Source organism: Nocardia sp. CA-084685 (genome assembly GCF_050955785.1).
Lineage (GTDB): Bacteria > Actinomycetota > Actinomycetes > Mycobacteriales > Mycobacteriaceae > Nocardia.
Window position 1 is genome coordinate 3,149,524 of the sequence record NZ_CP192094.1, and the last position, 24,460, is coordinate 3,173,983.

The window sequence follows — 24,460 nt, forward strand, 5'->3', positions numbered from 1 at the left end:
GGATTCGCCACCGCATGGTGCGTCCTTCCGGCACCCGGCGGCTGGTTCCAGTCCGGCTACCGGACGGCCGGAACGAGATCTCCGAAACCGCCACCTCCCGGATAGAGGGCGCAGCCGCGAAATCGCTCGGTCGGCTCGGCCGTATCCACCGCGGCGACGATGGCCGAGAGGGCACGCAGCTTGAACGCCCGCGCGGCCACACTGAGCCGGTGCTGTACCGAGTCGACCCGACGGTCGATCTCGGTGGGACACTCATCACCCCAGAGGATCACTTGATCGATCAGCAGGTGATCGAAGACATCGAGCATCCCGTCCCGCACCCGGGCATCCGCGGCATATAGCCCGGCATCGATGGCGATGGTCTGCGGCAGTGGGCTTCGCACCCGTGAGCTCAATGCCTCGTCGAGGCCGACCACCTGCACACCGAGAATGTCGAGCGGGCGGGTATCCGTGTGGTCCGCGATCATCGCCGTGACATCCCATCCGGCCATTACCCGATCGAAGAGCCAGCCGCCGGCGTATCGGACGACTTCGGCAATTCCCGGCGCGACCACTACCAGCTGATATCGCTGACGATGGTTGCGGGCCTCTGCTGCCGCACGGGCGAGCGGGTGCACTCGCCGGACTTTGTGGGAGGTGAGATCAACGGGTCGAGCAGCCATCGGTGTTTCCATCTCGTCGAGCAAAGCGGTGATCGTCACGGCCCTGTGCCGCGCCGACTCGAGAGCGGCGTCATCCCGCACCGTTTCCTCGACGGTCTTCGGAACGACATTGCTCCGTAGCCGATCGGGGTAGTGCGATGTCCGCTTACACGTATTCGGTTGGCAGCCGGGCAATACCGAATTCGGCGGGCATTCGAATTCGTCGCCTCCGTTCGAATTCATCGAACAGGCTACCGAAAGAGCGTGTCATTGGATATCGGGACTCTACGTTCGATCGCTACAACGACACCGTAAGGATATTTGCCGACGGCGGCAAGGCCTCACCGAAGCTTTTGTCGCGGAGTCTCATAGCGCAGGTCGTGGGACGCTTTTCGAATTGCACAACTAATCGACGATTGCGAATCGCAATCGTCGGCAGTAATTCGCCCGGGTCGACATCGCCTGCGGGCGATTCGGTCGGACTTCGGCTAGGCCCCGTTGGCCGGCTGCGTGTAGGTCGTCCCATCGATGGTGGTTGTCATGGTGCCCGTGGCTTGGAAGTTGTTTTCCAGCACTGCCGGTGACAGGGTGAATCCACCGGGCTCACTGGTGACCTTGGTTCCCTGATGTTTGCCGGTCACCTTCAGATTTTCGTGCCAGGTGATCGCGGCGATCTGGGCGTCGGACCCGCGTTCCACGCTCTCGGTGCCGTTGATCGTGGCGTCGGGGTCGTTCTGGAAATCGGTGTAGGTGACTTCGATCTTCGAGATCAGTGCCTTCGACGAGTCCTCGGTGATCACCACGTCCGCCCGGCCGCCCGTCGCACCCTCGAGCGCGTAGGTCCCGCCCGGCAGATGTGGGAATGCGGGCAGTGTGTCGCCGGGGTGGTACGGCAGACCCCACGCCACATCCGGCGCCGGCGCCACGGTCGGCGGTGGGGTCGGCCGGAGGCCATCGAAACGGGCGATCATCACCCGGCTGTGGCGGCCGCCAGGCTCATCGGATGTCGGGCAGGGCAGCGGGTTGCCGCCACCGCAAGCCGGTGTTGTCACGAGGTTCTCCGCCCATATCGCTGCGGTGCTGTCGGCCAGCCAGGCGGGGTCCGCGGCGGCGTTCCAGTTCGGTTCGCCCGGAGTGTCGATGTGCTCGCCGCGTCCGGAGTCGGCGTCGACCAGATACGGCAGGAAGAACCGGCGTTGCCCGTTATTGCGTATGCCGGAGATGTGTGCGGTGGTCGGCATCTGGTCGGTGATCGGCGGAATACCCCCCAGACCGGAGATGAAGTCCAGCCTGCCGGAACCGATCACCTGCTCCGACAGCAGGTATCTCCCGTCGGGCGAGGCGGAGTTCGGGTCGGTGTACATCGCGTGCCGGGTGAGTGGCCGCGACTTTCCGGTGGCGTTGTCGGTTGCCCACAGGTCGATGCCGCCGGACTCGTAGCTCTGGATGCCGAGAGCGGATGTGCCGTCGGCGCTCCAGCCGCGGAACTCGCCGATCATTCCGGCCGGGTTGAACTTCAACTGGTTGCCGTCGACCGTGTACGGCTGGAACTCGGGATTCGGGTTGTACATAGTCCGCACGTTGTCGATGTCGTAGCGGCCGTTCGCCTGGTCGAATCTCAGTGTGCCCGCGAAGGCATACTCTGCGAGGACTTCCTTCGACGGCGGTATGTAGCTGAATCCGATCTGCTTGTCGTCCGGATTCAGGCGTGGTTCCCGCAGCGTGCCGGGTTTACCGGAGCCATCGTCCCAGTACAGCGCATAGGCATGCAGTTGCGCCGGTGTGCATTGCTCATCGGCGAACTGGTATTGGCCGCAGTCGATGATGGCCGAGCCGGCAAGCGCCCGTTTACCGTCATGGAAACTGTTGAGCGCGTACGTGAAATTGTTGTTGTCGCTCCAACTCGCCGGGTAGGCAACACCGCAGGTCAGGCACTTCCAGCCGTCGCCGTTGGGGAAGGTCTTGCCGTCGGTGTGCACCAACAGCACCTGCGGGCCGTTGAAACTGCTGGCGGGCCCTGCCGCCGGTGCGCCGGCGAGGACCGCGCCAACCAGCGCGTAATCGCTCGAGGGGTAGTACGTACCCACCGCACCCAGCGCGCCCCAGGCAGGGCTGACGCAGCCCGTGGTGTGCGGATTGACCGCCTCAGTGCACGAGCCCGCGTCGGTGGACGGTGCCGTCGGCGGTACCGGCAACTCGCTGACGTCGGCCTTGATGTGCAGCTGATCGGATGGGTCCACCGTCACCACGCTTGCCGATGGTTCCGCCAACGCCGGCTGCCAGGACAGACTTGCCAACACCGACAGCACCACGACGGCGATGCGCCACCGGTGCCGGGCCCGTCCAGACCAACGAACGTGAGTCACATCGCCCATGTAGCACCTACCTGCAGTTATGCTTGCAATCTCTTTGGTAACGCTGTTATCGGCCCACCGTAATGTGGATTCCGGAGGGGTGTATGCGATTCCGGAATAATATCGGTACCGATACATTCATGATAATGTATCGGTACCAATGGATGTCGTATGCTTGTCCCATGGATGGGAGACGGCTGCACCGGCTGGGTAGATATCTGATCGAGCTCGCGCGTCAGGCCGGTCTCGAATCCGCTGACGAACTTCCCCCGGAGGGGGAGATCGCCGTGCTGACCGATGTGATCGACAATCCGGGCAGTTCGGTCGGCGAGATAACCGGGCGGATCGCATTCTCCCAAGGCCATGTATCCGACTGCGTTGCGCGGCTGGTCGATGAGGCGCTGCTGGCCACCGACATCGACCCGGCCGACCGGCGGCGCACCCTTGTCTATCCAACCGATGTCCTGTTCAAGGCCATCGCACGACGAACCGCTCCGCGCGTCGACGATGCCTTGGTCGCCGCGCTGGGTGATCCGGTCGCGGCTCGCCGGGCGAAGGAACTGCTTGCCGAGCTCGCTGACGTGCTGCTGCCGGATCGGTGATGGTGCCATTGTCGGCACCGCCGTCGGACGCATGCGTGCGGAGCAACGCGCGAAGGGCCTAACCGATGGCCGCGGCGATCAGCTCCGTACGTCGAGCCGGTCGGTCCGCCGTGGATGTGGCTCGACTCCGGGCATATCGACGGGCATGGTGCGGGCCCAGCGGCCGTTTCGGTCACCGGGCCCGCATCGTCGGTCTACCTGCCGAGTTCGTCTCAGGTCATCCCGATCCGGATGTTTTTGACCTGTAGGAATTCGTACAGGCCATCGAGGCCGCCGGTGCGGCCGTAGCCGCTCTGCTTGTAGCCGCCGTAAGGTCCCTGTGGCGAGATGTCGCTGATCTGATTGATCCAGATCGAACCCGCCTCCAGTTGCCGCGCCACCCGGTGTGCCCGGGTGAGATTGGTGGTCTGGATGAAGGCGTTCAACCCGTACGGCGAATCGTTGGCGATGCGGATCGCTTCCGCCTCGTCGGCGAACTTGATCACCGACACGACCGGGCCGAAGGTCTCGATCTGCGCCAGCGCCGAGGAGTTGTCGACGTTGCCGAACACCGTGGGCTGGATGTAGTAACCATCGGCCAGATCGCCGCCGATGCGTTTGCCACCCGTGATCAGCTCTCCGGACTTGTCGGCAACGGCTTGGTCGATCACACCGAGGATTCGTTCGGCGTCGCCCGCACTGATCACGGGACCGAACGTGACGGTCGGATCGAAGGGGTCGCCGATCTTCGCAGCCTCGACAACTGCGACGAACTTCTCGAGGAAGCCGTCGTAGACGGACTCGTGCACGAGGATGCGGCTCGCGCAGGCACAACTTTGCCCCGACTGCACGATCGGACCCTGGTACGCCGCCAGCTGCGCCGCCGCATCCAGGTTCGCGTCCTCGAAGACAAGGTTGGCCGACTTGCCGCCCAATTCGGCCACCACTGGCGTCAGATTGACCGCCGCACTCGCCAGGATCTTGCGCGCGGTGTCGCCGCCACCGGTGAAATGGATCTTGCGAATGCCGGGGTGTCGCACGAGGGCGTCACCGCCCTCGGCCCGCGCGGGCACCACGTTGACTAGCCCGGTCGGCAGCCCGACCTCCGTGCACAGCTCTCCGAAACGCAGGGCGGCGAAGGGCGCCAGCACCGACGGCTTCAACACGACGGCATTGCCCGCGGCCAGCGCCGGCGCTACGCACGACGCGGCCACGACCATGGCGCCGTTCCACGGCGCGATCACACCGACCACACCGTAGGGTTCGCGCTCGATCAAGTTGAGGTCGAGGGAGCCGGCCACCGGTGTGCTGAGGCCGTGCGGTTTGTCGACATATCCGGCGAAATGGCGCAGGAAACGTTCGAGCAGCACGGTATTGATGGCCAGCGACACCGGTACCGCGTAGTCCTGCACGTTGAGCCGCGAGAAGTCCCCCATGCCCTGTCCGACCGCGTCCGCCAGATCGATGAGCAGATCTCGGCGGCGGTCGGCGGTGAACGACATCCATTCCCGGTGCGCCGCCCGCCCGGAATCGACCGCCTGGTCCATCTCCGCGGGGCCTGCCAGATGGAGCGTCGCGTTGGGTCGTCCGGTGGCAGGGTAGATGTGTTCCTGGCTGCCGCCGGAGGTCCGTTCGAGCCGGTCACCGCCGATGACCAATCCACCCCGCAATGGAGGTTCGGGCGGTTGCAGAGTTTCCGTTGTCGTAGACATGAGTGCTCCTACGGTGTCTTTCCGTCTTCGGCGTGCCATTCCTCCAGCACCCGCGGCTTCTGCTCGGCGATCATTTGGTTGAGCTGAGACGCCTTCGGCCAACCGGAATAGGCGGCGAAATGCAATGCGAATTCGTCCATTTCGGCGAAGGACAGATCCTTGCTCTTCAGCGCGGCATAGACGTGGGACATGATCGGGTACGGCGCGTCCTGGAATGCCACACAAGCGACCGTGATCAGACGCCGCTCCTTCATCCCCAGCCCCGGCCGCAGCCACATCTCACCGAAGACGAAGTTGAGAATTCCCGCGCCCTGGTACGGGTTGTCGCGGTCGGGAAAGTAGGGCAGACAGTTGACGTCCATGAAGGATTGTTCGCCGCGGGCCAGCCGGGCTTGGGGGTCGCTGGGTGTGACCAGCGGCAGCAGCGGTTCCTGCGGCGGAACCTCCTGTCCGCGTTCGCGATTGATGCGTTCCCACTGCTGATCGACGATCATGTTGAATCGGGAGGCCTTGGGCCAGCCGGCGTAGACCGCGAAATGTAAGACCGCTTCGCGCATTTCGGTGATGGTGATGTCACCGCTGTTCAGCGCCGCGTAGACGTGGTCGAGGATCGGCTGCTCGGCGTCGGCGTCGGCGACGCAGGACAGCGTGATGAAACGCCGTTCCCGCCGGGTCAGCCCGGGACGGGTCCAGATCTCGGCGAACACGAAGTCGACCAGGCCATTGGCGATGGTCGGGCTCGAATCGTCCGGGGCTGGGAACGTCATCACCTCGGCGAACTCGCGCTTGCCGCGTTCCGAGCGGGCCAGGTCCGGGGTACCCACCGTGTTTGTTGTCATGAATTGTGTGCCTTCTGTGTCGGTGCTCCGGGCGCTGCGGTGATCGGGTCTCGCGTGCGGGAGCGGAGTGCTACTTGAGGGTGACGCCGGCGTCGACCTTGAACTCCATGCCGGTGACGTAGCGCGCCTCGTCGGAGACCAGGTACAGCACGGCATTACTGATGTCGAGGGCCTCCACCATCGGGACCGGGAGTGCGTTGCCGAACAGCGGAGCCAGATCCGGCCGCTCTTCGGTGAGCAGTTTGAACAGTGACGCCGGAGTCATTCCGGTCGGGACTCCGGTCGGATGCACCGTGTTGACGCGAACATTCTGTGCCGCAAGCTCATTGGCGAGTGCCTTGCTCATTCCTACGACGCCGAGCTTCGAGGCGGTGTAGGGGATGTGCAGCGGCGTGCCCTTGATAGCGGCGGCCGAGCTGATGTTGACGATGCTGCCGCCGCGCTCGACCAGATGCGGAAGCGCCGCGGCGCAGGTGTTCCACGTACCGATCAGGTTGACATCCACCACGGTCCGCCACTGCTCGGGTGTCGTCGTATCCCAAGTGCCCGCGGTCAGTACACCGGCATTGGCCACGACGGCGTCGAGGCCGCCCAGCTGTGCGACACCGTCCGCGACGGCCGCAGCCAGTGCCGCAGCGTCGCGGATGTCTATCGTTTTGGTGATCGCGCGGCGGTTGTGCTTATCGACCAGGCGCGCCGTCTCCGCCAGATCCGCGGGCGTGGACAGTGGGTACTCGATCTCCGGCAGCGGTCCGCAGACATCTATCAGGATCAGGTCGGCGCCCTCTTCTGCCAGCCGGACCGCATGGCTGCGACCCATACCGCGGGCAGCGCCGGTGATGAGCACTCGCTTGCCGGCTACGCGTCCGATACGTTGCGTGTTTTCGGTCATCTCGGCCCTGCTCACAACTTGTTGCAGAAGCCGGCGTCGACGGGCAGTGCCACACCGGTGATGTATTTGGCCTCGTCGGAGGCCAGGAAGGCGATCGCCGCGCTGATGTCCTCGGGTTCGAGCATCGCGACCGGCATGGGGTTCATCAGGTGCGGACCCCCGGATTCGGGATGGTTCTGCACCCACTCCATCATCGCCGGATTGATGGCCATCATGGTGTTCACCGCGGTCGGGTGCACGGTGTTGACCCGAATGCTATGCGGTGCAAGCACATTCGCCAGTACTCGCATGATGCCGACGAGGCCGGACTTGGCGGCCGCGTAGCCGAGGCCACCACCCTCCATGCCGCCGAGGCCGACCAGACCGGCGGTGGAACTGGTCAAGGTGATGACGCCCCCGCGCTGGCCGGCGATCAGGTGCGGGATCGCGGCGCGGGTGACATGGAAAACACCGGAGAGATTGACTCCGATCACGGCGTTCCACATTTCGAGTTCGGTCTCGATCGGAACCTCTTCGAACGATGTCGGGGCGATCCCGGCGTTGGCGCAAACGATGTCGAGGCGGCCCAATTCGGCGACACCGGAGTCCAAGGCGGCGCGTATCTGATGAAAGTCACGTACGTCGGCGACCGAGCCGAGCATGCGACGGCCCTTGGCCTCCACGAGTGCGACGGTCTCGTCGAGCTCCTCGCGCGTGGCCAACGGGTACGGGTTGGCGGGGATGTCGGCACAGATGTCCACACCGATGATGTCGGCACCTTCGGTAGCCAATCGCACGGCGTGGCTTCGGCCCTGCCCACGCGCTACACCGGTGATGAAGGCTACTTTGCCATCTAACGAACCCATTTGATCCTCACTTCAATGCCGAGCGGATCCGTGCCGCCCCGGCCGAGTCGGGCGAGAACACGGTTATCATAAAGCGCGAAAGTGTGCGCTGTACTGCGGTAATCTGATTACCAGAATTGGAGAGTAGCACGCTCGCTGGCGTGCGGGAAGGAATCGGATTTTGATCGCGAGGGCGGGTGTGGAGTCGGGCGAGGTGCCGGAGGAGGCGAGCGACCGGATCCGGCGGGCGGTCGTGGAACTGCTCGAGACCGAGGGGTACGAAGCATTGCTGTTGCGCGAGGTCGCACGGCGCGCCCGGGTATCGCTGACCAAGATCTACAAGCTGTATGGCACCCGGGATGAGCTGATCCTGGCGGCGCTGGACTTGTGGATGGCGGAGAACCGGTACGCCGGACTCGACGTGCAGGTCTCAGGTCTCGACGAGAGCCTCTATGTCGGTCTCATGCGGGTGTTGCGCAGCATTTTCGAACCGTGGGAGCGTCACCCCGCCCTGCTTGCCGCCTATTTCCGGGCCCGCTCCACGCCGGGTGGCGAGAAGTTGATCCGACGCGGATTCGACGCCGTCGTTCCCGCCGCCATGGCGGTGCTGGCCGACGTCGCCGCCGATTTCGTGCGAGATCTCGAGACGATCCTGTCGAGCCTGGTCTACGGCCTCCTGGGGCGCTTCGCGTGCGGCGAGATCGATGTAACCGCGATCGTGCCCGCGGTCGACCGCACGGTGTACTGGCTGACATCGGGGTACGAAGCTGCGCACAAGAGCCGGTAGCGCTGGGTCTTTCGATCGGAGTCGGCAGTGACCCGAAACCGTCGAGCGTCGGCGACGCGGAAAACTCGGCCACCTAGTTGCTGACCTGTGGTAATACTGTTATCAAAATAAGAGATTGTCATTCTCGTCGGGTGTACGCGAAGCACGCTCCTTCATGTGGAACCCACCGCCCCAGCTCGTCGAGGAAGACCGACCGAACGAGGCAGGCATGAAATCGGTTTCGTTGTCCCACACTGTCATCGACTCGCCGATCACTTCTTCCTATCGGGTGGTCCAATGGGCTACCGGCGATGTCGGAGCACGGGCTCTGCGAGCGGTGATCGAGCATCCGAACCTAGCCCTGGTCGGTGTCTACGCCTACTCGGCTGACAAAGTCGGGCGCGACGCGGGGGAGTTGTGTGGGCTGGGCGCCACCGGTGTCACGGCTACCGGCAGTCTCGATCAGATCCTCGCCCTCGGCGCCGATTGTGTGCTCTACATGCCGCTGCGCTGTGATATCGATACCGTGTGCCGGTTGCTGGAATCGGGGGCCAATATCGTCACCACCTGCGGCGAATTCCACCGTCCTGCGAGTATGGATCCGGCCGTCCGCGCGCGCGTCGAGTCCGCCTGTCGGGCCGGGAACACCTCGATCCACAGCACCGGAAGCAGTCCCGGCTTCATCACCGAAGCGGTTCCGCTCGTGCTGTCCTCGATTCAGCGCGAGTTGCGTGGCCTCACGATCGAGGAATACGCCGATATGTCGCAACGGGATTCACCGGCGATCCCGTTCGAGATCATGGGGTTCGGCCGTCCGCCCGCACAGTTCGACACCCGGCGGGCGGATAATCTGCGGCACGCCTTCGGGCCGTCGCTGCAGCTGGTCGCCGACGCCATCGGCAGGCCGTTGGATGCCGTCGACGCCACCGCCGAAGTCGCACTCGCCCGGCGTCGGACGGAGATCGTCGCGGGCACACTGGAGGCGGGAACGGTGGCGGCGCAACGAATCACGATTTCCGGGCGACACAAGGGGACGGTGCTGCTGCAGTTTCGCGCCAACTGGTACTGCACCACCGACATCGACGCCGCCTGGGATCTTCGCCCTACCGGGTGGCGCGTGCGGGTCGACGGTGACGCGCCGTTGGACATCGATATGCGCTTTCCGTTCCCGCTGACGCAGATGAACGAGATCTCACCGGCCTATACCGCCAATCGGCCGGTGAACGCGATTCCATTCGTCTGCGCAGCCGCGCCCGGGATCCGCACCGCGGTCGACCTTCCCACTATTACAGCGTCGCTGGCATGATCGGCCCGTAGGAGTACCGCCATGTCCGGCACGCTCAGTGTGCAGCTCTACAGCGTCCGCGATGCGCTCGCGGTCGATCGTTGCGGAACCCTTGCCCGGCTGGCGCAGATCGGTTATCGGTACGTCGAGCCATTTGCGCTCGGCTTCTGGAATACGCCGACCGAGCAACTGCTCGCCAACGCCCGCGACTTGCGGGCGGACCTCGACGCTGCCGGGCTCGCCGTGAGCTCTGTGCACGCAGCCATTCCCGCGGGCAGCCAGGATGCCGTTGCCGAAGTGTGCCGCATCCTGGAGACGGACACCGTCATCGTGGCGATTCCGCTGCTTGTCGAGGGATTCGGCGGTGCGGTGTTCGGGGACCGGGAGTCGCTGGAGAGGTTCGCAGGGCGCATGAACGGGGTCGCGCACCTGCTCGCTGATCGTGGTGTCCGGCTCGGCTATCACAACCATCAATTCGAATGGGCCGAATTGGATGGCGGTGTAGTCGGTTTCGACGTGTTGTGGGAATTGCTCGACCCGATCGTCGTGGCCGAGTTCGACGTCTATTGGGCGGTATCGGCCGGGCAGGACCCCGTCGAGATTCTGGCCCGGCTCGGTGCGCGAGTGGCAGCCCTGCATCTGAAGGACGGCCCAGGTGGGCTTGACGACCCGATGCGGCCCAAGCCTCAGGTTCCGATCGGTGCCGGAGTCGTCGATGTGCCCGCTGCCGTAAGTGTGGCCCCCGATGGCTGTTGGCACATCACCGAGATCGACATCACGGAGGCCGATCCGTTCGAGCTTCTCGCCATCAACCGCCGTATCCTGATCGATGCTGGCCGCACCATTTCGTGATCACGAATGACGTTGCCGTGCGTCGGTTTTCGGTTTCCGCAGTGGTTCGGCCGCGGTCGGTAGTAGCCGAGGTCAGCGCATACCGGTACCAGTCAACGGCAGAGCCGGCTGTCGTCCCCGCGATAGCCGATCAGCCGGGCCGACGGCCAGCGGCCGTCGCGGATCTCGGAGCGCACCAGCCGCGCAAGTAGCCGGGCGACATCTTCCGCCGCCGGGGTGCGAGGAGCGGTTGGGGCGATGGTCAGGACGATCCGGCGCCGCAGTTGCGGTCCGTGCAGTGGCGCAGCGCTGATCGAGTGCGCCTCGAGCTCTTCCGCGAAAGCGATCGGTGGCAGGACTGCCCACCCTCGCCCTCCGGCAACCAACTGCTTCTGTATCCGCAGCGAAGCGGTGACCACAACCCGGAAACGCACGTCCGTGCTGTCGAGCAAATCTCGCAGCGCGCTGCCGACGGGCGGCAGCACCATCGGGTGTTCGGCGACGTCGCGCAGCGCGACCGGCGCATCGGCACGCAATAGCGCATCCGCCGGGGCGATCACCCACAACTGCTCGGTCGCCAACGGGGTCGGCGACAGTGCCGTGATGCCAGGGCGCTCCGCGGAGAGGCAGACGTCCAGCTCGCCCGCGTCCATCCTGCGCTGGAGATGGCCGGAATCGCCGACGACCACACGCAGGTCGAGCCCGGGATATTCGTGCAGCACGGTGGTTGCCAGTGGTAGGCCGATCGTCTCGGCGATGCTCTCGAGCAGTCCCACGGTTACCGTGCCGGTGGCGGCCGGCATCGGTGTTATTTCCGCCCGTGCGCGGCCGAGTTCGAGCAGGGCGGATCGGCTACGCTCGGCCATCACCCGCCCGGCGCTGGTCAGCGTCATGCCGTGGCGGTTCCGCTCGAACAGCATGACGCCGAGTTCCTGCTCCAGGGCCTGGATCTGCCGGGTGACCGAGGACTGGGTCGAATGCAACGAGTCGGCCGCCCTGGTCACACTGCCCAATTCGGCGACCGTTACGAAGGCGGTCAACTGCTTGATGTCCATGACAATTCGGACGCCCTCTGGTTCGGTTCCGAAATTGTTCGGGTTCGTCCAGGATGCTAGACGTGTGCCCAAACTACGAGTTCGGCTATGGATAGCACTGAGTGAGCTGTCTGGTCAATAGCGAGATAGGGGCGGTTGAGATGTGGTGTGGCAGCGAAGGGTCCGCTGTGGCTCCGGGCGTTCGACGATGTGTTCAGTCGCCCTACATGTGGTGGCGCGGGCTGGCGCGAATGCTGAACCTGCATCGAGATATGTGATGTGTACATTCTACGTAAATGCGATTCTCCTTTTTGGATAATGATGATCCGTAGTTCTGGAGGGGGAACACAGCAGTCCGCGCTGGATGCGGACGAAGGGAGATAGCAAGCCCATGGCAACACCGTCTGTGGATGTCGCTCGTCCTGACGAGGTCGACACCGGACGACTCGAAGGCGCCTCGCGACTGCGGGTGATCCTGATAATTCTGGCGATCGTCTTGGCCACCGAGGTCGGTACGTACTACTTCACCTTCGTCTCGATGGCCACGCCCTACATCGGTGCGGACTTCCCGCAACAAAGCGCGGGCCAGCTGACCTGGATGTCGACCCTGTATGCGATCGTCGGCGGGGTGTTGGTCCCGGTGGCCGGCAAACTGTCCGATCGCCTCGGCAAGAAGAAGATCATCCTGGCCTGTCTGGGAACATCTCTGATCGGAAGTGTCTTGGTCGCGGTCACGTCGACGTGGCCACTGATGTTGCTGGGCCGCGGTTTGCAGGCGGTGGCGTTCCCGGCGATATTCGTCTCTTACGGCTTGATTCGCGATCTGATGCCGCGACGGCACATCAATATGGCCATCGCCCTCGCCGGTGGCGGTACCGGGGTCGGCGCCGTGCTCGGCCCGGTAGCCGGTGGTTTGTTGACCGATCACTTCAGCTGGCGGTCGCTATTCTGGTTCTGCGTCGGCTGGACCGTGGTGACGATCATCCCGCTGGCGATCCTCGTGCCCGAGACGAAGTTGCGGGTGAAAAGCCGCATCGACTGGGTCGGCGCGGTCCTGCTGGGCGCCGGAATCGGCGGCGTGCTGATCTACCTCAGCCAAGGAGTCGTCTGGGGATGGGCCAGCCTCTCTGCGCTGGCTTGGCTGATCGGTGGTGTTGTCCTACTGATCGTCTTCTACGGCTGGGAACTGGTCACGCCCGAACCGATCATGGACCCGACATTGCTGCGCACGCCCCGGTTCGTCACCATCATGGCGGCGGCATTCCTATCGGTGGGTATCATGCAGGGCCTCGGCTATCTGATGAGCTACCTTGCCGAGACGCCCGGCGGCGCCGCCGGTGAGGCGATCAAGCGGCAGGTCGTCGAGGGTGCTGCCCAGCAAGCGGCGGCGCAGGCGTCGCAGCAGACGCAAATGAACATCTCCCCGTCGATGATGATGCAGTACTTCTCGGTCGAGGGAGAGTTGCCGGGCCTCAACCTGACGCTGCTGCAGTTCACAGTGCGGGCCCTGTTGGCGATGACGGTGGTGTACGTGATCGTGTCACCGCTGTGCGGCTGGTTGTCCACCCGCTTCGGGCTACGGCGTCCTTACATCATCTCGCCGGTGATGTTCATTCTTGCGTCGGTGCTGTTCGCGCTGTATCACGAGAATGCGTTGCAGCTGGCCCTGATTGCGATGATCGCCGGTATCGGCGCGGGCGCCTTCCTTGGCACGCTGCCGAACATGGTGGTGGAATCGGTGCCGCAGGAACAGCAGGGTATCAGCGCCGGAATGTACGGGGCGTTCAACAGTTTCGGTACCGCCGCGGCCGCCGCGGCCACGGCGGCGATCTTCTCGGCACATCCGCTCATCCTGCATATCAACGCGCCGGGGCACGTCGAAGCCCGCAAGCTCGACACCGGGCCGATGGCGCAGTTGCCGAGCGAGTCGGCCTACATCGACGCCTTCTATATGTTCGCCATCGCGGCTGCGGTGGCGCTGGTGCTCGCCGTGGTGGCCATGCGCCAGTTCGACAAGCCGGCGACCGGCGGGTTCGAGGTCTGATCGCCGAGAATGCGGCGCCCACCCAGGCGCCGCATGTCGGCTCTGCTCGCCTCGTGTAGTTGGGCCCGAGGCGATTTCGCGCGCCGGTCATACGGCGCAGAATGCGAGGTTGACTATGTCCGAAGCGTCGCTCCAAGAGCCGGTCGAACCTGTCGTCCGCGCCTGTGGTGGCGCGGTACGTGGCCGAATCGAGCACGGGGTAGCCGTCTTCCGTGGGATTCCGTTCGCGCAGCCACCAGTGGGCGATGCCAGGTTTGCGCCGCCGCGCCCGGCCACCCCTTGGCCAGGCGTCCGCGACGCGTTCGAGTTCGGTCCGCCGCCACCGCAGGAAGCGGGAATCGCCGGGCTGACAGGTATGTCGAAGATCCCGGAGGGCAACGACTGGCTGACGGTGAATGTCTGGACGCCGCAACCGGATTCGGCTGAACGCCGGCCCGTTATCGTGTGGATCTACGGCGGGGCATACAAACTCGGTTTCTCCGGTAGCCCCGGTTACGACGCATACCGGATTGCCCGCGAGGCAGACGTCGTCGTCGTGACGTTCAACTACCGGGTCGGTGTGGAGGGGTTCGCCCGGATATCCGGAGCCCCGGCGAATCGTGGCCTGCTCGACCAAGTCGCCGCTCTGCGGTGGGTGCGGGAGAACATCGCCGCATTCGGTGGCGACGCCGATCGGGTCACCGTGTGCGGTGAGTCCGCCGGCGCCGGTTCGGTGGCGGCGTTGTTAGCCATGCCCAGTGCCGCAGGGCTTTTCCGGCGGGCCGTCATGCAGAGTATGCCCGGCAAGTACTTCTCCGACGAATTGGCCGCCGACATCGCCGAGGTCATCGCGAAGGCCGTTGGCCGCAGCCCGACGGTGGCGGACCTGGCCGGGGTCGACCCGCGGCGACTGCCGGATGCCGGTGCGGCCGTGGGGGCCGCGATGCGTGAGTACGCCGAAACCTGGGGCTCGGCCGCGTATCTGCTCGCGCCCTTCGCTCCCGTAGTGGACGGTGAGATCCTGCCGACGACACCGTGGCAGGCGATCGCGGACGGTGCCGGTCGGGACATCGACCTCATCATCGGACACAACCGGCACGAATGCCAGCTCTTTCTGGTGCTGACCGGAGAACTGGAAGCGATCGATGACGAGCGCGCCGAATTCGACCTGCGGCGCTACGGCCCGGGGCCTGGCAGCGAGCGGGCCTATCGTGCGGCATTCCCGGATGCCACTGCGGCGCAGTTGTGCGAACTGGTGCAGTCCGACAACCAATACCGCATGCCCGCAGTACATCTCGCGGATGCCCAGGCTGGGGCCGGCGGACGCGTCTACATGTATGAACTCACGTGGGCGGCGCCCAGCCGGCGCGGGGTTTTCGGCGCATGTCACGCACTCGACGAAACGCTGCTGTTCGGTACGTACGAAACACATCTCGGGCCACTGCTGCTGGGTTCCGAGCCCTCAGCCGAGGCGCTCGAGCTGTCGGTCCGGATGCGCGCCGCCTGGGGTCGCTTCGCCGCGACGGGCGATCCGGGCTGGCCCGCTTACGAGCCGGGCCGGCGGCTGGTTCAGCTCCTCGATGCGAAGCCGACCGTAGCCCCGTATCCGGAGGAGCCATCCCGGCGGCTCTGGCAGCGATACACTTTCGGCGCTCTGCCTCTGCTGCAGCCGTCGCGGTAGCGACGCGTATAGCGACAGTGCCGAGCGAGACTCGGCGAAGGACGTGCAGCGTCCCCGAAGCAGGTCTGGACGGCTCGATCAGTGGATGCAGGCACCCGCAAATCACGACTGTTTCGAAAGCAATACCGCGGCAGCGCATTCGGGCAATGGGGCGTGACTGGCGGCCGACCTCGGAATCATGCTTCGCCCGGCGTAGGCACCTCGCCCTGCGCGGTCGGCGCGGGTTGGTGAGTGGGTGCAGTCAGCTATTGGCGGCGCGTCCAGGGCCGGTCGTCCCAGGCGCGGTCGAGCGGTTCCATGCCGCCGCCGAACGGAAAGAATTCGCGCTGTGCGTAGGTTTCCAGCGCGGTGCCTTGGTTCATCTGAGCCAGGAATGCCTGTTTGAGCTGATGAGTGAACAAGCGGCGGGTGTATCGCAGGGTCAGCGGTGGCCGCTTGGCCAGTTCATGTGCCAGCTCCCAGGCGCGGTCGAGGAGCTCGTCCTTCGGATGCACCTCCGCGACCGCGCCCCACTCCATGGCCTCCAGGGCGGTCAGCTTCTTACCGGTCAGCAGGAGGTATCGGCCACGGTTGTGCCCGACCAGGAAGTTCCAGATCACGTGTTGGCCGTCGCCCGGCACCATGCCGCGCGGAAAGTGCGGAACATCTTGGAACCAGGCGTCTTCCGACGCCAGCACTATGTCACCGAGTAGGGGTACCTCGGAATGGAGGTTGCAGGGCCCGTTCACCGCACTGATCATCGGAACGTCGACGTCGAGTACGTTGAACACCAGATTCTGGCCGTACCAAGCCTTTTCGTCGAGTTTCCGTAGCCCGTCCCGACCCGGCATGGCCTGGTATACCGGCTCTGCGGGCGAGGTGCCGTCGGGGAGCCGGCCCCAGTCGGCGTTGTAGTTGGTGCCCGTGCCGGTGTGGATGAGCACCTTGATCTCCCGGTCACCGGCCACGTCGGCGAAGGCGTCGGCCATGTCGTCGTGCGCACGCCAGTCCCACACCAACGGACCACCGTTGGTGTGGCACTGCATCAGCAGCACGCCATCGTCGCTCAGCTCGAAGCGGTAGTTGGCGTAGCGGTCCTTATACTCGGCGAATCTCGAACGTTTGACCACGGCCGCTCCTTCGGAAACGTTCGCTACGCGCTGGGGGTGAAGGTGATGTGCAGTTCGCGGAGTCCGCGCAGCAGGAAGGTGGGTTCGTATTTGTAGCTGCGCTCGCCGGTGGGACCGTGTGCGGTGTCGTCGATGCTGATGTCGTAGGCACGGTCGAGGAGGCGGTTGAGGGTGACCTGGCCTTCGACTCGGGCCAGTGGTGCGCCGGCGCAAGTGTGGATACCGCGGCCGAAGGCGATGTGTTCGCGGGCGTTGCGGCGGTCGATGTGGAATTGATCCGGATCCTCGAATTTGCGGGGGTCGCGGTTGGCGGCACCAAGGCACAGCATCACCACGGTGCCCGCGGGGATGTCGACGCCGCCGAGTGTGGTGGTCTTCTTCACGAGCCGGAAGTCGACTTTCGTCGGGCTTTCCGTGCGCAGCGACTCCTCGATGAAGCCACCGATCAGGCTGCGATCGTCACGGACCCGCTGTTGCAGGTCGGGCCGCTCGCCCAGCACCCTCACGGCGGAGCTGAGCAGTTTGGTGACGGTTTCCTGCCCGGCGGCGAACAGGAAAGTGGCGGGGCGGACGAGTTCGATGACCGAGGGGTTGGTCCCGTCGGGGTAGGTGGTCGATGCCAACACGCTGAGGATGTCGCCGCGCGGAGTGCGCTGCCGGTCGGTGATGTAGGCGCTGAACTGGTCGTCCAGCCACTGCAACGGGTTGGTGCCCACCGGTTCGCCGTCGAGCGCACCCACTCGGCTTCCTGGAGTCTTGTGCCCGGCCAGCGTGGCGCGGAATTCGTCGCGGTCGTCGTCGGGGACGCCGAGCAGGTCGGCGATGACGAGGGTGGCGAAGGGTTTGGCGTACTCGGCCAGGAATTCGCACCGCCCGTTGGCGAGGAACTCGTCGAGCTGGCGATCCACCAGCTGCCACATGTAGTCCTCGTTCTCTTTCAGCCGTTTGGGGGTGATCAGTCGGCTCAGCAGCGCCCGGGTCCGCGTGTGGTTCGGTGGATCCATCGTCACCATGAACTCGTTGATCGGGAACTGGTGCCGGTGTTCTTCGATTTGGGCGCTGATGTCGTCGCCTTCGGGTTCGAAGGGCAACGGCGGGAAGGGGCCGCCGATGGAGACAGCGGCGGAGTAGGTATCCGTGTCGCGGAAGACCTCGATGACTTCCTGGTATCCGGTGACGGCGATGACGCCGTAGCGGGGTTCGCGAAACACCGGGTTCTGACTACGCAGGTATTCCAGGTAGGGGTAGGGGTTCTGGGTGACGGCGGGGTCGGAGAAGTAGTCGACTGCGGCCAGATCGGTCATTTTCTCGCCGGCCTTTCGTGGCGGGTGGAGCGCTCGATCAGTCGACACAAGACTGAGCGATCGATCAAACTGTTAGGATGATGCATGCTTACCACGGCTCGAAGTGAGCGGTCAAGGGACGTAAATGTCCTTGAAATGCCTTGTCTTGGTGTTCTTCTCGAGAGGTTTCACTGATGCCCAACAAGCGTGCGGTCAGCGGCAAGGATGCGGGAGCGCGTAGCCGGCTGATGGAGGCGACCGCTCAAATTATGCGCGAAGAGGGGTACGCCGCGGCGACATCGCGCAGGGTGGCGGCCAAGGCCGGGGTGAAGCCCGCATTGTTGTACTACTACTTCCCCACGATGGATGACCTGTTCCTCGACGTGCTGCGTGCCGGCGCCGAGCGCGAGTTGGCTCGGGTGCGTCGAGTGCTTACCGACGAGGATCCGTTGCGGGCATTGTGGTCGATCAACACCGACTCCCGGTTCATCCAGCTGAATACCGAATTCATGGCATTGGCCAACCATCGCAAGGTGATCGGCGCCGAGCTCAAGGCGTATGCGGAACGGGTGCGTGACATCGAGACCGCCGCCGTCACCCTGGTCCTGCGCGCGTACGGCATGGACCTGGACGAGTTTCCGCCGGTGGTGATGTCGATGCTGCTCACCGGGGCGGCGCGCATTCTCGGTAACGAGAGTGCGGTGGGGGTCGAGCAGGGGCATGCCGAATTGCGTGCGTTCGTCGAACGCTACCTGCGACGTTTCGGCACACCGCTGCCGCCGCGTGAGCCGGCTGTGGCCCTCGCACCAGCAACACGAGAGCCGGTCGGCGACGAGTAGCTGATTGCGGGAACATCGACCGGTTCCATGCCAGCGGTATCGCCGTCGGTCCTGACCGGCGTGAGGCTGGACATGCTGGCCGTCGGGATCGCACCCCCTAGTTCGATCCGAGTGCGAGGGCTGTAGAACTCGGTGTGCTCACGTCCCAGACCGGTCGTCCCGGGGCGTGATCACCAGTTTCATGACAACCTCCAGCAGACCGAGGGTTTCGCGGGACGGGTCGAGCAGGGATTGGATGCGCAGGCCATCGATCATCGCCAGCACCAGGGTGACCTTCTCGTCGGCCGAAAGGTATTCGCTGTCGTGGGCGGTGGGCAGCGGGCTGTTGGCCAGGTGTGCGCGCAGCCGTTCACGGCGACCTGTGAAGAACTCGTGCGCCGGATGCGCCGGGTCGGTCGCCGCGACAGCGAGCGCCATCCAGTTGCGCTGGTAGCCGGGGTCGTCGAACTCGGCGCGGAGGACCTCGCCCAGCACGCTCTCCCCGGCCGTTCCGGCCTCGAGGATCTGTGCCGCCAACTTCTCCTCGTCCGCGTCGCGCTGGTTCAAAGCGGCGACGAGAAGCTCGTCCTTGCCGGAGAAGTGCCGCAGCAGCGCCGCATGCGTCACCTGCGCTCGCGCGGCGATGTCGCGAAGGGAGGCGCGCTCGTAACCGTGCTGGGCGAAGCTCTCCAGCGCGGCGCGAACGATCTGCGCGCGCCGCGCCGGGGTGGACGCGTTCGGGCCGCGGCGGCGCCGCCCCGGACCAGTCTGTTCAGCGGGGTTATCGGCCTGCGCGGAAGGGGGCACGAGCGTCCTTCGGTCGGTTCTCGGGGCAGAGTCTCTCGATCGCCGTAGTCTAGTATTGCAAAAAGTAACCACCATGGTTACTTTTGCTGCGAAGGTGTCGACTCGGTACAGCAACAGGAGGCCATGTATGTCCATCGCGGACGTATCGAGCAAATCTCTCGTCGACCTCATTTCGTTGCGGGGCCGGCGGGCGGTCGTGACCGGAGGCGCTCGTGGGCTGGGCAAGGCAATCGCGCTGCGCTTGGCGGAGGCCGGGGCCGACGTCCTGATCGGCGACATCGAGGAAGAGCTTGCCGTAGCCACCGCCGAGCAGCTGGCTCGAGCGCACGGCGTGCACGTGATCGGCGCCGCCATGGACGTGACCGATGCGGCCTCGGTGGCGGCGGCGGCCGACCGTGCGGTCGCGGAGCTGGGCGGCCTGGAGATTTGGGTGAACAACGCCGGCGTCTTCCCGAGCATTCCGCTGCTCGAGATGGGCGAGCAGGACTGGGAGAAGGTGTTCGCCGTGAACGCTCGCGGCGTCTTTCTCGGCGCACGCGAGGCGGCGCGGCGCATATCCGACGCGGGTACCGGCGGCGTCATCGTGAACATCGTCTCGACCGCCGGATTCCGTGGTAGCGCACCGGGTTTGGCCGCCTACGTAGGCTCCAAGCACGCTGCGCGCGGCCTCACCCGCGAGCTGGCGCTCGAACTCGCGTCGCTGGGCATCCGAGTGCTGGGAGTCGCGCCGAGTTTCGTCCCCACGGAGGGCAATATGAAGATGGCCGCGGCCACCGCTCCGGTCGCGGACAGCGCTACCCCGCCCACCCCCTTGATGCTCAACGGGCCGATCGGCCGTATCGGCGTTCCCGACGACATCGCCCGAGTCGTGCTGTTCTGCGCGTCCGACCTCTCGGCCTTTATGACGGGCAGCACGCTGCTCGCCGACGGCGGCAGCACCATCTGATCACGAGCCCGCTGCTGAGATTTCCTGTCGTAGGGTCTTGCACTCTTCCGTATCGAGTGCTAAAAAATCTGTGTTGGATGACATAGGTTATCTGCCTCGACAATTGAGATTGGAGTGAGTTGGAGGTGGCGACCATGCTGATGCGCACCGATCCCTTCCGTGATCTGGATCGTTTGACCCAGCAGGTGTTCGGCACACCGGCCCGTCCGGCGGCGATGCCGATGGACGCCTGGCGCGAGGGGGACGAGTTCTTGGTGGAACTCGATCTGCCCGGCATCGACCCGGACTCGCTGGATCTGGATATCGAACGCAACGTGGTGACTGTGCGGGCTTCGCGACCGGAGCTCGACTCGGAGCGGTCGATGATCGCCGCCGAACGCACCCGCGGAGTGTTCGCCCGCCAGCTGTTCCTGGGCGAGCACCTCGATACCGATGCGATCCGCGCCGACTACCGCGACGGGGTACTGCGTCTGGTGATCCCGGTGGCGGAGAAGGCCAAACCGCGCAAGATCGAGATCGTCCGCCACGACCACGAGCGCCAAGCCATCAACGCCTGACACCCGGCCCGGCGCTTCTCCCGCAGGAGGCAGCGTCATGATCCACACCCAGTCGAGCCCTTCCGGCACTGAACCACTCGGTCCCGTGTTGCTCGATCTGGACCCGGACCTCGAGCAGCTTTTCGCAGAGGTCGATCAGATCCTGCGCGAAGCCCTCGCGCGGGTACCCGGTACACCGCGGGTGCCGGTGCCGGTGCCGGTGCCGGTGCCCAGGTCAGGGCCGCGGGTGCGGCCGGCGAACCGCGAGTACTTCGCCCGGTTGCGCGGCCGGCGCCCCACGACCGGGCGAGCCACCCAGCGCAGCCCTCCGCTGATCGCGGGCCCCTGCGTGGTACCGGCAGCATGGTTACCAGCATGAGAGCGAGGTGATGCCCGTCCTACAACAAGAAATCGTTCTCGCAGGGTGGTGGGAGGCGCGGCCCCGAGCCTGCACACCAGCACCGACCCGCGCCCCGAGGTCCCCCGGTTGGTGGGGATGGCCGTGGCCGGGCGGTGCACAGCCACCGGATGTGGCAGCCAGGCAGACACCGCGTCGCGCCCGCCCGCGAGAGCGCGTCACATAGTTCCAGACTCCTTCCATCTACGGGTGGGCCCGGTCAGCACCTTGTTCGGGCCCACCCGCCCCGTTCGCCGGATGATGTTATGGCCACAGCCTTTGCGTCGACAATGGCGAACCGAAAGTTGGATTCTTCGGTCTTATCGTTCGGCAGGTCCGTTCTTTTCATTCGTCTGTTCTCGGCCGAGTGGATCGCCGATACTTGATTCGGTCCTGGCTCGAGTGCTGGCCATCGGAGTGATTTGGCCTGGTCGGCACAAACGTAGTATTTCAAGCATGCCCAGCGGACTTTGCCGCGCTATACCGAAACGCGCACAACTTTCGGAACCAGCGATTAACGCAAGCGGGTATGGATCGGCGAGTAGCCCGCCGCTGCGCCAACAGTGATCGAACCAGGACAAGCCGAAACAACTGTCTCTATCAGTCAGCACGTCAGGAATCCGCACCGACAAAGGAGCAGAGAATGACACAGAGGACGAAGAGGGATCAGTTCGATGAAATCGACATCGACGGCGACGGTGTCATCACGGTGGACGAGTTGAAAATGCACCTCCAGAGTGATCCGAAGATCACCGCCGCTGAAGCAAGCAGGATCGTCGATTTCGCCGACGCGAACAGCGACGGTGCACTCAGTTTCGAGGAGTTCGAGGCATTCACCCCGTAACCGCAGTCCACCGGGATCGCGGGGGCTACCTCCGACGATCCCCATGGAAGGTTACGAGGCCGCCCGGAGTAATCTCCGGGCGGCCGCTTATGTCGCCGAGTAGTCGTGGTTTCGGTCGCGCGACGGCCACGACGTCACCATGGCGTCGCCGGAGGGCGACCTCTCCGGCGAAGAACCTGCCGACGTGGCGACCGCTCGCCCATGTGATGCCCACCGTTTCGCAGATTAGGTTTGCCCATACCGAAGGTGCGGTGTTATTTTCCCTGCGCATCGGCTATTTCGGCGTATTGCTGATAGTTTGCCGATAAGGTCGCACGTGAGCTCGAACTTGCTGGTCAAACGGACACCGTGAACTACCCATGGAGGTCATGGTCTTGACTCGTCAGTTTCTTCGCTTTCTCTGCGGCAGGCGCAGCGGTTCGCTCCAAGCCCTGAGTGCGCTCGCCAGCGTGATATTCGGGCTGCTGCTGGTGACGACGGCAACCGCCGAGCCGTTGTATCCGGAGCCCGATCCGGACCCGTTCTACTCCGCCCCGACGGATCTGGCGGCGCACCGGCCCGGTGATGTGCTCGACGTGCGGGCGCTGCCACCGGTGGTCCTCTTCCCCGGCGCCACCGTCACACTGGTCTCCTTCCGCTCCACCAACTCGCACGGTGCACCGATCGCGGCGACTACGACGGTCATTACACCTCTCGGCCACCAGCCCGACGGGCCGCTGCTGTCGTACCAACATTTCATCAATGCGCTCGGCACCGACTGCTCGGTATCACACCAGCTCTACACCGGCGATCCGAATCTCGTGGCGACAGCGGCGATGTTGAACACAGTGCTGGCGCAGGGCTGGAGTATCGCGCTGCCGGATCATCTCGGCCCGAACTTCGCTTTCGGGGCTGCGCGTTTGGGCGGCCAGATCGTATTGGACGGTGTGCGCGCGGTGAAACACCTGCCCGAACTCGCCGTGCAGCACAGCCCGGTCGTCCTCGCCGGCTACTCCGGCGGCGGCATGGCCACCGGATGGGCCGCTGCGATACAGCGGTCGTACGCACCGGAACTGCAGCTTGCGGGCGCGGCCATCGGCGGCGCCCCGATGAACCTCGAGAAGATGGCGGAGGCGGTGGGCATGGAGACCCATCCGGCCTTCGGACTGGCCATGGCTGCGGCGATCGGTCTGGAGCGGGAGTATCCGCAGCGGATGCCCGTCAGTGCGTATCTCAACGAGCGCGGCCTGGCTATCCGGGACGCCATGGCCAACAGCTGTACCAACCAGATCCTCGTCACCGGTGTCGGCGGCAGCGCCCGCGAATTCCTCGCCAGCAGCCCTACCCGTGCGCTGCCCGAGGCGCGGGCGGTGTTGAGGGAGAACAGCCTCGAATTCTTTGCGGGGCTTCCGGAAATACCGGTGTTCGAATGGCATTCGCCGACCGACCCCCTTATTCCGATCGACGCGATCGACAATGTCGATGCCCGCTGGTGTGCGGCCGGGGTGCGGTTGCAGACGCTGCAAGTGCCCGCGTTAGAGCATCTGTCGGCCGCGGTGGTCGGTGCCCCCGAGACGCTGAGCTGGCTGAACGCCCGGATTCTCGGCGAGCCCGCGCCCGCCAGCTGCTGAGAGATCGCCACTCGTCCGCCGACGTGTGCGCTGCGGCGGCGTAGTACCCGCGGTCGGGCCGCAGTGCTGCGCGTGGTCGTCCGAAAAGATCGTGAAAGTGGTTGTGGCCGGATCTGATTCGGTCCAGTGCACAACGATTCGATCGGTTGACAAGAAGCCCCTTCCGGTATGTTCGGAAGGGGTTTTCTGGTGTCCGAGCGACGAGCGGATGAGACGATGCCATGGCAGGATGGTCTTTTCGCCGGTCGAGGATGAAGGTGTGACGCGGCTAGGTGCGGGTACGACCGAGATGGTGATGGCCGACCGCATCCGGGTTGCGCAAGTGGGTGAGTGATCATGAAGACGAGATCGCCGGAGACGGTGAAATGCCGGGGATGTCAGCGCTGGTGGCCATTGAGCGCGCACAATGTGTGCCACTGTTCGCAATGCCATCAGACGTTCACGGGGGAGAAGGCCGCGACTCTGCACTTGGTTGTGGACTATCGCCACAAACCACACGTCATCTGCCGAACACCGCAGAGTGTCGGCCTTGTCGATGCCGGACGTGATTATCCCTGTTGGGGCTTGCCGCAGCATTAGCGTCAATCGCTGCGGGTGTGCGAGCGTTGGGCGCGAGGTGCAGCGACATCCAATCCCCTTGGGCCACA

Annotated in this window: 23 protein-coding genes; 13 read left to right on the forward strand and 10 right to left on the reverse strand. The window is 64.9% G+C overall.

Going from position 1 to position 24,460, the window contains the following annotated elements; translation table 11 throughout:
* Nucleotides 1-56: 56 nt before the first annotated feature.
* Both ACQP2U_RS14370 and ACQP2U_RS14375 read right to left on the reverse strand, forming a co-directional pair.
* The gene (locus ACQP2U_RS14370) at nt 57-884 is read right to left on the reverse strand and encodes a hypothetical protein (RefSeq protein ID WP_433715093.1); all 828 of its coding nucleotides are present in this window, start codon (nt 882-884) and stop codon (nt 57-59) included.
* 245 nt (nt 885-1,129) lie between these two features.
* Nucleotides 1,130-3,016 (reverse strand): hypothetical protein, encoded by a 1,887-nt coding sequence (locus ACQP2U_RS14375; RefSeq protein ID WP_433715094.1) that lies wholly within the window; start codon nt 3,014-3,016, stop codon nt 1,130-1,132.
* A 161-nt stretch (nt 3,017-3,177) separates the two neighbouring features.
* Between ACQP2U_RS14375 and ACQP2U_RS14380 the strand changes: the two genes are divergently transcribed.
* Nucleotides 3,178-3,597, forward strand: coding sequence for a winged helix DNA-binding protein (locus ACQP2U_RS14380; RefSeq protein ID WP_433715095.1), 420 nt, complete (start codon nt 3,178-3,180; stop codon nt 3,595-3,597).
* Nucleotides 3,598-3,809: 212 nt separating this feature from the next.
* On the opposite strand, the gene ACQP2U_RS14385 is transcribed toward ACQP2U_RS14380, so the two are convergent.
* From ACQP2U_RS14385 to ACQP2U_RS14400, 4 genes are all read right to left on the reverse strand, one after another.
* Nucleotides 3,810-5,288: an aldehyde dehydrogenase family protein gene (locus tag ACQP2U_RS14385; protein ID WP_433715096.1), complete on the reverse strand. Its 1,479-nt coding sequence runs from the start codon at nt 5,286-5,288 to the stop codon at nt 3,810-3,812.
* An 8-nt stretch (nt 5,289-5,296) separates the two neighbouring features.
* The gene (locus ACQP2U_RS14390; protein ID WP_433715097.1) at nt 5,297-6,127 is read right to left on the reverse strand and encodes a carboxymuconolactone decarboxylase family protein; all 831 of its coding nucleotides are present in this window, start codon (nt 6,125-6,127) and stop codon (nt 5,297-5,299) included.
* A gap of 70 nt (nt 6,128-6,197) precedes the next feature.
* Complete coding sequence (locus ACQP2U_RS14395) at nt 6,198-7,019, reverse strand: mycofactocin-coupled SDR family oxidoreductase (RefSeq protein WP_433715098.1); 822 nt, start codon at nt 7,017-7,019, stop codon at nt 6,198-6,200.
* A gap of 11 nt (nt 7,020-7,030) precedes the next feature.
* Nucleotides 7,031-7,864 carry a mycofactocin-coupled SDR family oxidoreductase gene (locus ACQP2U_RS14400; protein ID WP_397034493.1) on the reverse strand — a complete coding sequence of 278 codons (834 nt, stop codon included), beginning with the start codon at nt 7,862-7,864 and terminating at the stop codon, nt 7,031-7,033.
* A 163-nt stretch (nt 7,865-8,027) separates the two neighbouring features.
* On the opposite strand from ACQP2U_RS14400, the gene ACQP2U_RS14405 reads away from it, so the two are divergent.
* The 3 genes from ACQP2U_RS14405 (at nt 8,028) to ACQP2U_RS14415 (ending at nt 10,746) form a co-directional block, all read left to right on the forward strand.
* On the forward strand, nt 8,028-8,630 hold the full coding sequence (locus ACQP2U_RS14405; RefSeq protein WP_433716468.1) for a TetR family transcriptional regulator: 603 nt from the start codon (nt 8,028-8,030) through the stop codon (nt 8,628-8,630).
* A 208-nt stretch (nt 8,631-8,838) separates the two neighbouring features.
* Nucleotides 8,839-9,915 (forward strand): NAD(P)H-dependent amine dehydrogenase family protein, encoded by a 1,077-nt coding sequence (locus ACQP2U_RS14410; protein WP_433715099.1) that lies wholly within the window; start codon nt 8,839-8,841, stop codon nt 9,913-9,915.
* 21 nt (nt 9,916-9,936) lie between these two features.
* Entirely contained in the window at nt 9,937-10,746 is an 810-nt protein-coding gene (locus ACQP2U_RS14415; protein WP_433715100.1) for a sugar phosphate isomerase/epimerase family protein, read from the forward strand.
* A gap of 92 nt (nt 10,747-10,838) precedes the next feature.
* Here the strand turns inward: ACQP2U_RS14415 and ACQP2U_RS14420 are convergent, their stop codons facing one another.
* Nucleotides 10,839-11,780 (reverse strand): LysR family transcriptional regulator, encoded by a 942-nt coding sequence (locus tag ACQP2U_RS14420; protein WP_433715101.1) that lies wholly within the window; start codon nt 11,778-11,780, stop codon nt 10,839-10,841.
* 370 nt (nt 11,781-12,150) lie between these two features.
* Here ACQP2U_RS14420 and ACQP2U_RS14425 point away from each other — a divergent pair, with 370 nt between their 5' ends.
* Nucleotides 12,151-13,803, forward strand: coding sequence for an MFS transporter (locus ACQP2U_RS14425; protein WP_433715102.1), 1,653 nt, complete (start codon nt 12,151-12,153; stop codon nt 13,801-13,803).
* 115 nt (nt 13,804-13,918) lie between these two features.
* Nucleotides 13,919-15,463, forward strand: coding sequence for a carboxylesterase/lipase family protein (locus ACQP2U_RS14430; protein ID WP_433715103.1), 1,545 nt, complete (start codon nt 13,919-13,921; stop codon nt 15,461-15,463).
* Between the two features lie 245 nt (nt 15,464-15,708).
* Here ACQP2U_RS14430 and ACQP2U_RS14435 read toward each other — a convergent pair whose 3' ends face one another.
* Both ACQP2U_RS14435 and ACQP2U_RS14440 read right to left on the reverse strand, forming a co-directional pair.
* A complete protein-coding gene (locus tag ACQP2U_RS14435; protein ID WP_433715104.1) occupies nt 15,709-16,572 on the reverse strand; it encodes an enoyl-CoA hydratase/isomerase family protein in 864 nt (287 codons plus the stop codon).
* A 23-nt stretch (nt 16,573-16,595) separates the two neighbouring features.
* Nucleotides 16,596-17,876, reverse strand: a complete 1,281-nt coding sequence (locus tag ACQP2U_RS14440) for a cytochrome P450 (RefSeq protein ID WP_433715105.1) — start codon at nt 17,874-17,876, stop codon at nt 16,596-16,598.
* A gap of 173 nt (nt 17,877-18,049) precedes the next feature.
* Here ACQP2U_RS14440 and ACQP2U_RS14445 point away from each other — a divergent pair, with 173 nt between their 5' ends.
* Nucleotides 18,050-18,694 (forward strand): TetR/AcrR family transcriptional regulator, encoded by a 645-nt coding sequence (locus ACQP2U_RS14445; protein ID WP_433715106.1) that lies wholly within the window; start codon nt 18,050-18,052, stop codon nt 18,692-18,694.
* A gap of 138 nt (nt 18,695-18,832) precedes the next feature.
* Here the strand turns inward: ACQP2U_RS14445 and ACQP2U_RS14450 are convergent, their stop codons facing one another.
* A complete protein-coding gene (locus tag ACQP2U_RS14450) occupies nt 18,833-19,480 on the reverse strand; it encodes a TetR/AcrR family transcriptional regulator (RefSeq protein ID WP_433715107.1) in 648 nt (215 codons plus the stop codon).
* A gap of 127 nt (nt 19,481-19,607) precedes the next feature.
* On the opposite strand from ACQP2U_RS14450, the gene ACQP2U_RS14455 reads away from it, so the two are divergent.
* From ACQP2U_RS14455 to ACQP2U_RS14480, 6 genes are all read left to right on the forward strand, one after another.
* The gene (locus tag ACQP2U_RS14455) at nt 19,608-20,426 is read left to right on the forward strand and encodes an SDR family NAD(P)-dependent oxidoreductase (RefSeq protein ID WP_433715108.1); all 819 of its coding nucleotides are present in this window, start codon (nt 19,608-19,610) and stop codon (nt 20,424-20,426) included.
* A 134-nt stretch (nt 20,427-20,560) separates the two neighbouring features.
* On the forward strand, nt 20,561-20,983 hold the full coding sequence (locus ACQP2U_RS14460) for an Hsp20/alpha crystallin family protein (RefSeq protein WP_433715109.1): 423 nt from the start codon (nt 20,561-20,563) through the stop codon (nt 20,981-20,983).
* A 37-nt stretch (nt 20,984-21,020) separates the two neighbouring features.
* On the forward strand, nt 21,021-21,341 hold the full coding sequence (locus ACQP2U_RS14465; RefSeq protein WP_433715110.1) for a hypothetical protein: 321 nt from the start codon (nt 21,021-21,023) through the stop codon (nt 21,339-21,341).
* A gap of 661 nt (nt 21,342-22,002) precedes the next feature.
* The gene (locus ACQP2U_RS14470; RefSeq protein WP_433715111.1) at nt 22,003-22,203 is read left to right on the forward strand and encodes an EF-hand domain-containing protein; all 201 of its coding nucleotides are present in this window, start codon (nt 22,003-22,005) and stop codon (nt 22,201-22,203) included.
* A 431-nt stretch (nt 22,204-22,634) separates the two neighbouring features.
* Nucleotides 22,635-23,813, forward strand: a complete 1,179-nt coding sequence (locus tag ACQP2U_RS14475; protein ID WP_433716469.1) for a lipase family protein — start codon at nt 22,635-22,637, stop codon at nt 23,811-23,813.
* A gap of 336 nt (nt 23,814-24,149) precedes the next feature.
* Nucleotides 24,150-24,392 (forward strand): hypothetical protein, encoded by a 243-nt coding sequence (locus ACQP2U_RS14480; RefSeq protein ID WP_433715112.1) that lies wholly within the window; start codon nt 24,150-24,152, stop codon nt 24,390-24,392.
* Nucleotides 24,393-24,460: the final 68 nt, after the last annotated feature.

Coding starts and splice junctions, on each gene's coding strand:
- ACQP2U_RS14465 (WP_433715110.1), top strand. CDS start 21,021: ATGATCCACACCCAGTCGAGCCCTTCCGGCACTGAACCACTCGGTCCC.
- ACQP2U_RS14390 (WP_433715097.1), bottom strand. CDS start 6,127: ATGACAACAAACACGGTGGGTACCCCGGACCTGGCCCGCTCGGAACGC.
- ACQP2U_RS14460 (WP_433715109.1), top strand. CDS start 20,561: ATGCTGATGCGCACCGATCCCTTCCGTGATCTGGATCGTTTGACCCAG.
- ACQP2U_RS14420 (WP_433715101.1), bottom strand. CDS start 11,780: ATGGACATCAAGCAGTTGACCGCCTTCGTAACGGTCGCCGAATTGGGC.
- ACQP2U_RS14380 (WP_433715095.1), top strand. CDS start 3,178: ATGGATGGGAGACGGCTGCACCGGCTGGGTAGATATCTGATCGAGCTC.
- ACQP2U_RS14470 (WP_433715111.1), top strand. CDS start 22,003: ATGACACAGAGGACGAAGAGGGATCAGTTCGATGAAATCGACATCGAC.
- ACQP2U_RS14445 (WP_433715106.1), top strand. CDS start 18,050: ATGCCCAACAAGCGTGCGGTCAGCGGCAAGGATGCGGGAGCGCGTAGC.
- ACQP2U_RS14440 (WP_433715105.1), bottom strand. CDS start 17,876: ATGACCGATCTGGCCGCAGTCGACTACTTCTCCGACCCCGCCGTCACC.
- ACQP2U_RS14375 (WP_433715094.1), bottom strand. CDS start 3,016: ATGGGCGATGTGACTCACGTTCGTTGGTCTGGACGGGCCCGGCACCGG.
- ACQP2U_RS14400 (WP_397034493.1), bottom strand. CDS start 7,864: ATGGGTTCGTTAGATGGCAAAGTAGCCTTCATCACCGGTGTAGCGCGT.
- ACQP2U_RS14395 (WP_433715098.1), bottom strand. CDS start 7,019: ATGACCGAAAACACGCAACGTATCGGACGCGTAGCCGGCAAGCGAGTG.
- ACQP2U_RS14385 (WP_433715096.1), bottom strand. CDS start 5,288: ATGTCTACGACAACGGAAACTCTGCAACCGCCCGAACCTCCATTGCGG.
- ACQP2U_RS14480 (WP_433715112.1), top strand. CDS start 24,150: ATGAAGACGAGATCGCCGGAGACGGTGAAATGCCGGGGATGTCAGCGC.
- ACQP2U_RS14430 (WP_433715103.1), top strand. CDS start 13,919: ATGTCCGAAGCGTCGCTCCAAGAGCCGGTCGAACCTGTCGTCCGCGCC.
- ACQP2U_RS14455 (WP_433715108.1), top strand. CDS start 19,608: ATGTCCATCGCGGACGTATCGAGCAAATCTCTCGTCGACCTCATTTCG.
- ACQP2U_RS14370 (WP_433715093.1), bottom strand. CDS start 884: ATGAATTCGAACGGAGGCGACGAATTCGAATGCCCGCCGAATTCGGTA.
- ACQP2U_RS14425 (WP_433715102.1), top strand. CDS start 12,151: ATGGCAACACCGTCTGTGGATGTCGCTCGTCCTGACGAGGTCGACACC.
- ACQP2U_RS14415 (WP_433715100.1), top strand. CDS start 9,937: ATGTCCGGCACGCTCAGTGTGCAGCTCTACAGCGTCCGCGATGCGCTC.
- ACQP2U_RS14410 (WP_433715099.1), top strand. CDS start 8,839: ATGAAATCGGTTTCGTTGTCCCACACTGTCATCGACTCGCCGATCACT.